General features: G+C 68.1%; 11 protein-coding genes, 1 tRNA gene and 1 other RNA gene. 4 read left to right on the forward strand and 9 right to left on the reverse strand.

Annotation, left to right across the window (positions count from 1 at the left end; genetic code table 11):
* Window positions 1-129 precede the first annotated feature (129 nt).
* The 5 genes from recR to EEB19_RS16475 are packed head-to-tail and all read right to left on the reverse strand — an operon-like array spanning window position 130 to window position 2,886.
* Complete coding sequence (recR, locus tag EEB19_RS16455; protein WP_187588163.1) at window positions 130-744, reverse strand: recombination mediator RecR; 615 nt, start codon at window positions 742-744, stop codon at window positions 130-132.
* A 9-nt stretch (window positions 745-753) separates the two neighbouring features.
* A complete protein-coding gene (locus EEB19_RS16460; protein WP_187588165.1) occupies window positions 754-1,125 on the reverse strand; it encodes a YbaB/EbfC family nucleoid-associated protein in 372 nt (123 codons plus the stop codon).
* 21 nt (window positions 1,126-1,146) lie between these two features.
* Window positions 1,147-1,476 (reverse strand): hypothetical protein, encoded by a 330-nt coding sequence (locus tag EEB19_RS16465; RefSeq protein WP_187588167.1) that lies wholly within the window; start codon window positions 1,474-1,476, stop codon window positions 1,147-1,149.
* A gap of 4 nt (window positions 1,477-1,480) precedes the next feature.
* A complete protein-coding gene (locus EEB19_RS16470) occupies window positions 1,481-2,416 on the reverse strand; it encodes a pseudouridine synthase (protein WP_187588243.1) in 936 nt (311 codons plus the stop codon).
* Between the two features lie 32 nt (window positions 2,417-2,448).
* A complete protein-coding gene (locus EEB19_RS16475; RefSeq protein WP_187588169.1) occupies window positions 2,449-2,886 on the reverse strand; it encodes an SRPBCC family protein in 438 nt (145 codons plus the stop codon).
* A gap of 79 nt (window positions 2,887-2,965) precedes the next feature.
* On the opposite strand from EEB19_RS16475, the gene EEB19_RS16480 reads away from it, so the two are divergent.
* Window positions 2,966-4,384, forward strand: coding sequence for an FAD-binding oxidoreductase (locus EEB19_RS16480; protein ID WP_187588245.1), 1,419 nt, complete (start codon window positions 2,966-2,968; stop codon window positions 4,382-4,384).
* On the forward strand, window positions 4,381-5,709 hold the full coding sequence (locus EEB19_RS16485) for a class I SAM-dependent methyltransferase (protein ID WP_187588171.1): 1,329 nt from the start codon (window positions 4,381-4,383) through the stop codon (window positions 5,707-5,709). The genes EEB19_RS16480 and EEB19_RS16485 overlap by 4 nt, the downstream gene beginning before the upstream one ends.
* A 70-nt stretch (window positions 5,710-5,779) precedes the next feature.
* Here the strand turns inward: EEB19_RS16485 and EEB19_RS16490 are convergent, their stop codons facing one another.
* The 4 genes from EEB19_RS16490 to ffs form a co-directional block, all read right to left on the reverse strand.
* Complete coding sequence (locus EEB19_RS16490) at window positions 5,780-8,230, reverse strand: DNA polymerase III subunit gamma and tau (RefSeq protein WP_187588173.1); 2,451 nt, start codon at window positions 8,228-8,230, stop codon at window positions 5,780-5,782.
* Window positions 8,231-8,395: 165 nt separating this feature from the next.
* Window positions 8,396-9,676: a glycosyltransferase 87 family protein gene (locus tag EEB19_RS16495; protein WP_187588175.1), complete on the reverse strand. Its 1,281-nt coding sequence runs from the start codon at window positions 9,674-9,676 to the stop codon at window positions 8,396-8,398.
* A gap of 33 nt (window positions 9,677-9,709) precedes the next feature.
* Window positions 9,710-10,987: an aminotransferase class I/II-fold pyridoxal phosphate-dependent enzyme gene (locus tag EEB19_RS16500; protein WP_187588177.1), complete on the reverse strand. Its 1,278-nt coding sequence runs from the start codon at window positions 10,985-10,987 to the stop codon at window positions 9,710-9,712.
* A 71-nt stretch (window positions 10,988-11,058) separates the two neighbouring features.
* An RNA gene (gene ffs, locus EEB19_RS16505) (signal recognition particle sRNA small type) lies at window positions 11,059-11,153 on the reverse strand.
* Window positions 11,154-11,271: 118 nt separating this feature from the next.
* Between ffs and EEB19_RS16510 the strand changes: the two genes are divergently transcribed.
* Together EEB19_RS16510 and EEB19_RS16515 are read left to right on the forward strand one after the other, a co-directional pair.
* A tRNA-Ser gene (locus tag EEB19_RS16510) sits at window positions 11,272-11,360 on the forward strand.
* Window positions 11,361-11,487: 127 nt separating this feature from the next.
* Window positions 11,488-12,231, forward strand: coding sequence for a DUF6796 family protein (locus EEB19_RS16515; protein ID WP_187588179.1), 744 nt, complete (start codon window positions 11,488-11,490; stop codon window positions 12,229-12,231).
* The last annotated feature ends 7 nt before the right edge of the window (window positions 12,232-12,238 follow it).

Consider the following 12,238-nt stretch of genomic DNA (forward strand, 5'->3'; position numbering starts at 1 on the left):
GACCGTCGTCAACACGGCGAGCCGACCGATCAGGGTGGTGTCCCGACTGTTCACGCGTCTATCTCTAGCAGGGGTCGTGCCGATCCGGCGCGTCAGGGCGACCCGTACCTCTGTCCGACAGGGGCGGACCTAACCCGCGAGCACCCGCCGACCCGACAGCGCTCGTCCAAGCGTCAGTTCGTCCGCGAACTCGAGATCGCCACCCATCGGCAGCCCGGACGCCAACCGGGTCACCGACAGACCGGGGAAGTCCTTGAGCATCCGCAGCAGATAGGTGGCCGTCGCCTCGCCCTCGGTGTTGGGGTCGGTCGCGACGATCACCTCGGTCACGTCGACGCCATCCTCCTGATTGGCCAGCCGCCGGAGGAGTTCGCGGATGCGCAGTTGATCCGGTCCGATCCCCGACAGCGGGTCGAGGGCCCCGCCGAGGACGTGATAGCGGCCGTCGAACTCCTTGGTCCGTTCGATCGCATGGACGTCCTTGGGCTCCTCGACGACGCAGATCTTCGTGGCGTCTCGTCGCGCATCCGAGCAGATCCGGCACAGCCGATTCGCCGAGACGTTGCCGCACTCGGCGCAGAACGTGACGTCGTCGCGGACACGGCCGAGCGCCGCGATCAGCCGATCGATCTCGCTGTTCTCGACGCCGAGCAGGTGGAAGGCGATCCGCTGGGCACCCTTCGGGCCGAGTCCCGGCTGCTTGGCGAGCTCGTCGATCAGATCCTGGATGGGCCCCTCGTACATGTCGGCCGGCTAACCGAGACCGGGCAGGCCGCCGCCGAGACCACCGGCGAGCGGGCCCATCTTCTCCTGTGCCAGCGCCTCGCGCTTCGTGGACAGGTCGGCGAGCGCGCCGAGGACGAGGTCCTGCAGGGTTTCCACGTCGTCGGCGTCGACGACCTTCGGGTCGATGGTGACCGCGGTGACCTCGCCGGTGCCGTTGCCGGTCACCGTCACGAGGCCGTTGCCCGCGGTGCCGGTCACCTGCGCCTCGGCGATCTCGTTCTGCGCGGCGAGCAACTGCTCCTGCATCTGCTGGGCCTGGGCCAGCAGACCCGCCATCGGGTTGTCGCCGCCGCCCTCGCCGCCGCCGAACAGTGAGCTGGGGTCGAAAGGTTGAGTCACACCGTCAACTGTATAGCCGTCTCAGCGCAGCAACCGATCGACATGCTCGGCGAGCTCGTCGACGGTCGCGCCGTCGCCGGGCGTGACCACGAACGAGATCACGTCGTCGCCGAAGAGCCGACTCGCGCGCCTGGTCAGCGCGAACTCGAACCTGTCCTCGATGCGTCGCCAGCCGGTGATCGCGCCGTAGATCGGGGCGCTCGCACCGGTGGTGACGCAGTACTCGTCCGCCCGGGGACCACCGACCAGGTCACGTTGGATCTGGAAACATGCCAGTGACTCGTCGTCGATGAACACCACGGCCTCACACCCCAGGTCGAGATGGCGTTCGTAGGTCGTCTGGATGGCCATGCGCTCAGGGTAGACCGGGCGGATTCGGCGGGGTCAGGTCATCGGTGACCGACCGCGCACTCTCGAAGTGCCGGCGGTCCCCGGTCAGCGGGTCGTCGAATGTCAGCGAGTGCGCGATGAGCCGCAGCGGCTGGGAGAAGTCACCGCGGTCCGGCAGCCCGGCCAGGTCGGGGCGGATCTCCGGGTACAGCGGGTCGCCGACGATGCCGACCCCGAGGTGCGCCATGTGCATACGCAGTTGGTGGGTGCGACCGGTGAACGGGCGGAGTTCGTAGACCCCGAGACCGCCGGCCGCCCGGTCGACGAGGGTGATGTCGCTGATCGCGTTCGCCTCGCCCTCGACGACACGCGCACGCAGGTCACCGGCGGTCTTCTCGATCCGGTCGGCCACCGTATGCGTGACCACGAGGTCCTCGCGGACCGCTGCGAGCGCTCGGTACTCCTTGGTGGCCAGGCGCTCGGCGAAGAGGGCCTGATAGCGCGCACGCACCTCGGGGCGCAGGGTGAACAGCAGCACCCCGGCGGTCAGCCGGTCGAGGCGGTGCGCCGGCGACACGAGGTCGGTGCCGAGGTGTCGGCGCAGCCGGACGAGTGCGGTCTGCGTGACGTGGCGGCCGCGCGGCATGGTGGCGAGGAAATGTGGCTTGTCGACGACCACGATGTGGTCGTCGAGGTGGAGTATCGGCAGGTCGAACGGGATCGCGGGTTCGTCGGGGAGATCCCGGTACAGATACACCGAGGTGTTCAGACGCGCCGGTGCGGACAGGTCGACGGGCCGTCCCTCGGCGTCGACGATCTCACCGCCGGCGGCACGAGAGACGAGGTCCTCTGGATCGAGTCCGGCGAGTGCGGGCGTCGCGCGCAGGCACTCGCCGACGGTGCACTCCGGTCCCGATCTCAGGACAACCCGCGTGGCGTCGACCCCGTCCCGCGCAGGCAGCGGCGAGAGGGGTCCGCGACGTCGTCGGCGGCTCAGCTCTCCAGACGCTTCTTGAGATTGCCGAGCAGCTCGGCCTGGATGCGGTTCAGGCCCTTAGGCGCGAAGGTCTTCTCGAAGAACCCGCCGATGCCGCCCGCTCCGGTCCAGGTCGTGGTGGTGGTGACGCGGCTGCCCGATCCGGCCTTCGCCACGCTGTAGGTCGTCACCATCGACGAGTTCTCGTCGTTCTCCGTGACCGTGTCCGGAACCACGGAGACGGTTGCCTTCACGTCACGCTGACGCTTCTCGGTGGCCTGCAGGATCCAGTGCACGACGGTGCCCTCACCGTTGCCACCGCTGATCACCGCGTAGTCGCGGTACTGCGACGGCAGGATCGCCGGACGCACCTCGTTGTAGTCGGCCAACGCCGCCACCACGACATCCGGTGCTGCGGCGATGTCGACGGACTGCGTTGCGGAAACCTGACCCACGATGGGTACTCCTTTGAACTGATTGGCGGGGGGCAAACTCACGTCCTAGGCTATCCAAGTGAGCTCGGAGCGGTTGGAGATGGGGGCGCAGGCGTTCGACGAAGGTGTCGCAACGCTTCTTTCCAGCTACCGGGCGATTCCGCCCGGCGCCACGGTACGACTGGCGAAGAAGACCTCCAACCTCTTTCGCAAGCGCGCCGACAATCCGCACCCCGGTCTCGACGTCTCCGGCCTCGACCGGGTCATCTCGGTGGACCCCGATGCGAAGACCGCCGACGTCGCCGGGATGTGCACCTACGAGCACCTGGTCGCCGCGACTCTGCCGTACGGCCTGGCGCCGAAGGTCGTGCCGCAGTTGAAGACCATCACCCTCGGCGGCGCGGTGACCGGCCTCGGAATCGAGAGCACGTCGTTCCGCAACGGCCTGCCCCACGAGTCCGTCCTCGAGATCGACATCCTCACCGGCGACGGCGAGATCATCACGGCGACACCGACAAACGAGAACGCCGACCTGTTCTTCGGTTTCCCGAATTCGTACGGAACCCTCGGCTACTCGGTGCGGCTGAAGATCGAACTCGAGTCCGTCGAACCGTATGTTGCGTTGCGCCACGTCCGCTTTGACCGGATTGTCGACCTCCAGGACACGATGGAGTCGATCGTCGCCGACGGCGAGTACGACGGTGAACGCGTCGACTACCTCGACGGTGTCGTGTTCTCCGCCGACGAGTCCTATCTGACCCTGGGCCGCCAGACCGCCGATCCCGGCCGGGGTCGGCGGAGCGACGGGGGATCCGGCGTCAGCGACTACACCGGAATGGACATCTTCTACCGGTCGATCCAGCATGCGTCCGGGATCACCCACGACCGCCTGACGATCCACGATTACCTGTGGCGCTGGGACACCGACTGGTTCTGGTGTTCACGGGCGTTCGGTGCGCAGAATCCGCGCATTCGGCGCCTATGGCCGAAAAGGTACCTGCGCAGCAGTTTCTACTGGAAGCTCATCGCACTCGATCATCGCTACAACATCGGCGACAAGCTGAACGCACGCAAGGGCGAGCCTCCGTCGGAGCGCGTCGTGCAGGACATCGAGGTACCACTCGAGAACACCACGGCGTACGTCCAGTGGTTCCTCGACACCATCCCGATCGAACCGATCTGGTTGTGCCCGTTGCGTCTTCGCCAGCCCGCACTCGAAGGAGCCGACGGCATCCGGCCATGGCCGCTGTATCCGCTCGAGCCCCGGAAGACCTACGTCAACGTCGGCTTCTGGTCCGCGGTTCCCGTCACGCCCGGCGATCCCGGGCACACCAACAAGCTGATCGAACGCAAGGTGGCCGGACTCGATGGTCACAAATCGCTCTATTCGGAATCCTTCTATTCCCCGGACGAGTTCGATGAACTCTATGGGGGCGAAAGCTATCGGCTGCTCAAGAAGCGGTACGACCCGCGGGGCCGTCTGCTGGATCTGTATGCGAAAGCGGTGAAACGACAATGACGACATTCAAGGACAGCCCCCTTCATGCCGGCGGCGAGACCCCACCTGCAGGCAAGATGACCTTGGCCCAGATCTTCGAATCGCTGATGGGCGGCGATCTCACCATCCGGATCACCGCCTACGACGGCAGCTCGGCCGGCCCAGCGGACGCCGAGTTCGGGCTCGACCTCAAGACTCCCCGCGGCACGACCTATCTGGTGACCGCGCCCGGCGACCTCGGCCTGGCACGCGCGTACATCGCCGGCGACCTCGAACTCGTGGGGGCACACCCGGCGGACCCGTACGGCGCACTGCGCGCCCTGGCCTCCGACCTCAACTTCACCCGGCCTTCCACACTCACACTGGCCCACATCGCGCGCTCGCTCGGTATCGAGCACTTCAAGCCGATCACCCCGCCCCCGCAGGAGGCTCTGCCCCGCTGGCGTCGATTCGCGGAGGGCCTGCGGCACAGCCGGACCCGCGACGCCGAGGTCATCCACTACCACTACGACGTCTCGAACACCTTCTACGAGTGGGTTCTCGGCCCGTCGATGACCTACACGTGTGCGGTGTACCCGGACCTGGAGGCCTCCCTGGAGACCGCCCAGGAGAACAAGTACCGCCTGATCTTCGAGAAGCTCCGACTCAAGCCCGGCGACCGCCTGCTCGACATCGGTTGCGGCTGGGGCGGAATGGTTCGCTACGCCGCCCGGCGCGGCGTGCACGTCATCGGCGCTACGTTGTCGGCGGAGCAGGCGGAGTGGGCGCAGAAGGCCATCGTCGACGAGGGCCTGACGGAGTTCGCGGAGGTCCGCCACAGCGACTACCGCGACGTCACCGAGACCGGCTTCGACGCGGTGTCCTCGATCGGTCTCACCGAACACATCGGCGTCGCGAACTATCCCGCCTACTTCAAGTTCATCCGCGATCGCCTGCGGGTTGGCGGAATGTTGTTGAACCACTGCATCACCCGGCCCGACAATGCGAGCCGCAGCCGTGCGGGCTCGTTCATCGACCGCTACGTGTTCCCCGACGGTGAGCTCACCGGCTCCGGCAAGATCATCTCCAAGCTGCAGGACATCGGCGGCATGGAGGTCGTCCACGAGGAGAATTTCCGCGACCACTACGCGATGACGCTGCGGGACTGGAACCGGAACCTGGTGGAGCACTGGGACGAGGCGGTCGCCGAGGTCGGTGAGGGCACTGCCCGGCTGTGGGGTCTCTACATGGCCGGCTGCCGCATCGGGTTCGAACGCGACATCATCCAGCTGCACCATGTCCTGGCGACCAAGCTGGACGACAAGGGCGGCAACGACCTTCCGCTGCGTCCGTGGTGGGACGCCTGACACTCAGGCCACCCGAATCTGTAGTACGAACACGCGCATTCCGCGTGTTTCGTACTACAGAATCGAACTGCTACTCGAGCGGCCGCGCACCCAGCTCCGCCTTGAGCAACTCCAGCGCCACCTGATCGGGGTCGAGTCGCCGCTCCGGTGAACCGGTCTGGGCGTCCGCGACCATCTCGTCGCGCTCCGCGTCGGTCAGTTCCTCGTCGGAGCGTGGCGGCTCGGGTTCCTCGGGTTCCGGCGGAGGCTCCGGCGGCGGAGCGGCGGCCGTTCCCGGTTGATCGCGCCCACGACTCGGACGTGAGTAGGACGGACGTTTCGGTGCCGGACGAGCCGCCTGCTTGTCGGCGGGTCCGCGCTGCGGCGCCGCCTGCGCCGCGGGGCCGGTTGCGTGGACGACCCGCACATCGAATCCCGGGCCGAACACATCGCGCACGGCGGCACGGAGATTCCCGGCGTGCTCCTTGCCCAGACGATTGACCAGCATCTCGGTGGAATGACCGAAGACGACGGTCTGCCCGTCCACGCCCTGGATCGACGCGCCCGACAGCATCACCTCGAGCACCGGGGTGATCCCGCGGGCCGCCGCACGGATGTCGGGCCATCGCGCCTCGACGTCGGCCACCGACAATCCGGTCGCGGTCTCCGGTTCCGGCTCGGGCTCGGGCTGCTCGACGACCTGAGCGGGCTGCGAGGCGCCCATCGGATCGTCGTAGGGCGCATCATCCGTCGGGCCGTCGGGCAGCGGGATGTCGTCGTCGTAGACGGAGGCGGGCTCCGGGTCCCGCTGCGCAGCGGCCCGGGCGGGCGGCTGCGGGGAGGTCGGGGTACGGCCGGCACGGTCGGCGATCGCACTTCCCGGCGCCGCCGCCCGCTCGACCGGGGCCACCGGATCATCCGCGACCACCGGGGTGTTCGGTTCGGGCACAGCCGTTTCCGCAGCCAGCGCCGACGCGGCCACCGGCGCGGACTCGGGTGCAGCCGCAGGAGCCGGGGGCGCGGTCGGTTCGGGCGCAACGGGTGTCGACGCCGCAGCCCTGGCCGCAGTAGGAGCAGACGCAGTCGATGCAGGCGCAGAAGGTTCAGACGCGGCCGGCCGGGGCGCGGTCGGTTCCGGCGCGGTCGGTTCCGGCGCAGAAGGTTCAGGCGCAGAAGGTTCAGGCGCAGAAGGTTCAGGCGCACTCGGCTGGGGCGCAGTCGGTTCCGGCGCAGCCGGCGTCGACTCCGCCACTTTGGCTGCCTCCTCGGCGGCCTTGCGCTGCGAGGGCCGCACGAATTTGGGTGGCGCCTCGGGCTCGGGCGAGGGCGGGCGCGGCCCGGCGACCGCTCCCGCTGCCGATTCCGTCGGCCGAGTCGACGTCACCGACGTCACGACACCGGACTCGAGACGTTCGAGCCGCTGCAGGAGCGCGGAGTCCTCGATCGACGCCGCCGGCAGCAACATACGGGCGCACATCACCTCGAGCAGCAGCCGTGGCGACGTCGTGCCCCGCATCTCGCCGAGCGCGGCGTGGACGGTCTCGGCGAATCGGGTCAGCGATGCGGGGCCGAGTTTCTCGATCTGCGCCTGCATCCGTTGCAACTGATCACCCGGCGCCTCGACCAGTCCTCGATCGGCGGCATCCGGAACCGCCTGCAGCAGAATGAGATCGCGCAGACGCTCGAGCAGGTCGACGGCGAATCGCCGGGGGTCGTGTCCGGCGTCGACGACCTTCTCGACGGTGCCGAACAGTCGGGAGCCGTCGGCCTCGGCGAGTGCATCGATGGCCTCGTCGATGAGGGCGATGTCGGTGACGCCGAGCAACGCGAGGGCACGGTCGTAGGTGACGCCCTCCTCGCCGGCCCCGGCCAGCAACTGGTCGAGGATGCTGAGCGAATCACGCGGCGAGCCCCCGCCGGCGCGGATGACGAGGGGATAGACGTCGGGCGCGACGGTGACGTGCTCGCTGGCACAGATCTTCTCGAGCAGCCCGCGCATGACCGGCGGCGCCAGCAGCCGGAACGGGTAATGGTGGGTACGCGAACGGATGGTCGGCAGCACCTTTTCGGGTTCGGTCGTCGCGAACACGAAGATGAGATGCTCGGGCGGCTCCTCCACGATCTTCAGCAGCGCGTTGAATCCCGCGTTGGTGACCATGTGCGCCTCGTCGACGATGAAGACGCGGTAGCGGGACTCCGACGGCGCGTAGAACGCCCGGTCACGCAGTTCGCGGGTGTCGTCGACGCCACCGTGGCTGGCGGCGTCGAGTTCGATGACGTCGAGGTTGCCGGGACCGCCCGGTGCCAGCGCCGTGCACGACGAGCAGACCCCGCAGGGCGTCGAGGTGGGGCCCTCGACGCAGTTGAGGGAGCGGGCGAGGATGCGCGCCGACGACGTCTTGCCGCAGCCGCGTGGCCCGGAGAAGAGGTAGGCGTGGTTGATGCGACCGGAGTCCAACGCACGACTCAACGGGTCGGTGACATGCTCTTGGCCGACGACGTCGGCGAACGTACCCGGACGATAGGTGCGATACAGAGCCACGCGTCGAGAGTACCGGCGATCTCCGACAGCCGAACCGCTCCCCCACAGGCCTGTTCATCGTCGCCTCGCGCGGCCGCGACCACATGGGGAGCCGACGACGACGGGTGGGTTGTTACCCGGGTGGATGGTCAGGTCCTCATGGGGATCGCCGTCACGGTGGTCCGGTCACGGAAGTCCAGCGGACGCATCGTGTGTCCCGGGCGACGTTCGTTCGCGTCGCCGCAGCACCACGATCGTCGCAGCACTCGCCGCGAGGAACACCACGTTGTACGGGTAGTAGGTGAACCATTGCAGCCCGACGATCCCGGTCTTGAAGAACAGGCCGGTCAGATAGGCGTCGGGCACCGTCTTGTTCACGAACCAGATCGGGTACGCCAGATAGCTCCGCCAGGAGAATGCGATGAGGATCAGCCCGATGAGCCCGGCGGCCACCCAGCCGTGGCGTGCCCAGCCGAGCCGGGGAGTCATCAGCCAGTGCACCCCGATCACCATGAGCGGCACGAACCACACCCAGTGGTGCCCCCACGACATCGGTGACACGGCACAGGAGGTCAGTCCGACGAGGGTGACCGCCAACAGTTCCTGACCGTTCCTGCTGGCCAGTGTCGCCGCGTACATACCCAGCGCCAGTGCCGCGACGGCGAGGGCGAGCCAGGCGAAGCCGTTCGGGTCGTCGGAGTGCAGGAGATTGGCGAGCAGCCCGCGGATCGATTGGTTGCCGGGCGTCTGCGGGGCCCCCACCCGGTCGGAGTCGAACAACTTGCCGGTCCAGTACGACCACGATTCGCGCGGCAGGAGCACCAACCCGATCGCCAGTGTCGCGGTGAACGACGCGATGACGCCGGTCAGCGTCCGCCACTGCCGCACCAGGGCCAGGTAGAGGACGAAGATCAGGGGCGTCAACTTGATCCCCGCCGCGATGCCCACCCCGATGCCGCGCAGGCGGCTGTCCTCGGGACGGGTGAGGTCGGCGACGATGACGAGCAGGAGGAACACGTTGATCTGGCCGTACCAGATCGTGGTGCGAACCGGTTCGAGCAGCAGCGACACGGCGACCAGTGACAAGGCGATGACCCGCAACTGCCACGTCGGCGGTCTGCCGAGACTCCGGAAGCTCACCATGACCACGAGATACAGCGCGACGAAGATTCCCGCGGTCCAGATGATGCGCGCCGCCTCGAACGACACCCACGCGAACGGGGTGAACAGCAGGATGGAGATCGGCGCGTAGGTGTAGTCCATCTGGCCGAGCAGTTTGGCGTCGTAGAGACTGCCGCCGTCGAGGACGGTCTGCGCTCCCGAGCGGTAGACGTCGAGGTCGAGCTGGTTGTCGAAGAGTCCCCAGAACGGGGTGCTGTACGGGACGACGACGTTCTGCAGCCAGATCGCGAGGATGCCGACGAGCGCGAAGCCCACGGCGACCAGCGCCGGCCGGGCCTTCCTCACGCTCGTTCGGTTGTCACGGTCACGCGTCCGGTGTCAGGAGTCGCGGGAGGCCAGCAGGGTCTCTGACGCCGCGAGCAGCACGCAGGTGGCGACGCCGTCCATCGCCTGACGGAGGTCGTCGGTGGACGGGAACGTCGGGGCCAGCCGGATGTTGCGGTCGAACGGATCTTCCTTGTACGGGAAGGCCGATCCCGCGGCGGTCAGATTGATGCCCGCGTCCTTGGCCAGCTCGATGACTCGGCGTGCGGTGCCGTCGATCACGTCGAGGTTGATGAAGTAGCCACCCTCGGGTTCCGACCACGCGGCGACCTTCGAGTCGGCGAGCCGGTCGGCCAAGATGTCGAGGACCAGACGGAACTTCGGCGCGAGGATCTCGCGATGGCGGGCCATGTGCGCGCGGACACCGTCGGCGTCGCCGAAGAACTTGCTGTGACGGAGCTGGTTGACCTTGTCCGGACCGATGGTCTTGAACGACAGGTGGTGGGTGAACCAGTCGAGGTTCTCCTTCGACGACCCGAAGAAGGCGACGCCCGCGCCGGCGAACGTGATCTTCGACGTCGAGCCGAGCACGAACACCCGGTTCGGGTTCCCCGCCGCGGCCGCCATGTCCAGGACCGGAAGCGGGGTGGGCGGCGCATCGACCAGGGTGTGTACCGCGTACGCGTTGTCCCAGTAGATGCGGAAGTCGTCGGCCGCCGGCATCTCCAGCAGCGCCCGGGTGACGTCCTCGGTGAAGGTGACACCCGTCGGGTTGGAGTAGGTGGGCACCGCCCACATCCCCTTGATGCTCGGGTCGTCGGCGGTCAGCGCGGCGCAGGCGTCGACGTCGGGCCCGTTGGGCAGCATCGGCACCGGGATCATCTCGATGCCGTACGTCTCGGTGATCGCGAAGTGCCGGTCGTATCCCGGCGCCGGGCACAGGAACTTGACCGTGCCCGAGCCCCAGGGCCGGTCGGAGTCGACGGTCCCGGACAGCAGCGAGAAGACGGTGAGATCGTGCATCATCTCGAGGCTGGAGTTGCCGAATGCGATCAGGTTCTCCGGCTCGACGGCCAGGAGTTCACCGAAGATCGCGCGCAGCTCGGGCAGACCCGAGACGCCACCGTAGTTGCGGGTGTCTGTTCCGGCCGCGTCCCGGAACTCCTCGCCCGGCAACGACAGCAGGGCATTCGACAGGTCGAGCTGCTCCGGCGCGGGCTTGCCACGCGTGAGGTCCAGCTTGAGGCCCGCCGCGCACAGTGCGTCGTACAGCGATTGGAGTTCGGATCGGGTTTCGCGGAGCTGGTCGGCACTCATCGAGTGAAAGTTCAACGCGGGGACCTCTCCGGTGACACCGGCATCGGCGTGCGGTGGCGCTCAGAAGCTGGTGCTGGTTCCAAGTGAATAGGGGACCCCGCGCACCCGAGAGAGCCCGTTGACCCTTGCTGCCTTCCGGCCCTGGGGGAGTTCACAGGATGCACGCCGCGCGGGATCCGCCGTCAAGTGTAGCGGCACGGTCCCGCAGATCGACAAACCGGTGGTCGAGACGGCTCGGGTCGACGGCGAGGGCCGCCGTTTTGGGTCCGGGCGCCTCCGACCGTTATCATCGCCGGGTTGGAGGATTCGCCTAGTGGCCTATGGCGCTCGCCTGGAACGCGGGTTGGGTTAACAGCCCTCAGGGGTTCGAATCCCCTATCCTCCGCCAACCGAGATCCGCGGTCGTTCGTCTCCCGTGCGGGAGAAGGAGCGGCCGCGGATTCGTCTGTTCCGACCCTGTCGCCGGTTCCGTGCGTCGAGTTAGGGTGACCTTACTTCGACTCGAGGGAGGCACCGTGGCCCTGTCCACCACCATTCGTTCCGTTGTTCGGCGCACCTCGGCCCCGACCGCCGCCGCATTGGCCGGCGCCGCCGCATCGGCCGCGTTCGCCGTCGGCGACGTGCTCATGCTCGGCAGACGGATCGGCCCGGAGGATCGCCGGCTGCTCCGCGAGGAGACCGACCTCAACAGCGCGGCGGGAACGCTGTTGGCCGTGTCCCCGGATCGTCTGCGGGCCGGCGGGCTCGCCGGAGCAATGGCGGCGCCGTTGCACGTGGTGTCGGCGTGGAGTCTGTACGACGGCCTCCGCCCGGCGTCCGGGCGCCGGGCGGCCCGGATCGCGGGCACCTATGCCGCAGCGATGGCATGGGCCGGCTACATCCACGGCACGTTCTACCCGTGGGGCGCCACGTTCGCGGCCGCCGATCGCGCCGAGCCGGGCACGTCGCAGCGAGCCGAGTTGCTCGCCGATGCCCGTCGCGTCGAACGGTCCATCGAGATCCCGTACGCCGCCTTCGGGATCACCGTCGCAGCCGTCGCAGTCGAGACCGCCGTCGTCGTCGCGGCGGGCCGTAGCCGATTCCCACGCTGGACAGCACCTTTCGTCACCCCGATCCTGCCGTCGGTCCTGATCGTCGCCGGTGCCCGCGCGCTGCCCGAGCAACCCCGCCACGTGATCAACGGCGCGGGACTGAGCCTCGGCATGCTGACCGCCAACGTGGTCGCCGCGGCCGCTCGACGCCGGGGCGCGGTTCACTAGGCTGGGC

The sequence above is a fragment of the Gordonia sp. OPL2 genome (assembly GCF_003797825.1).
In the GTDB taxonomy this organism is placed as follows: domain Bacteria; phylum Actinomycetota; class Actinomycetes; order Mycobacteriales; family Mycobacteriaceae; genus Gordonia.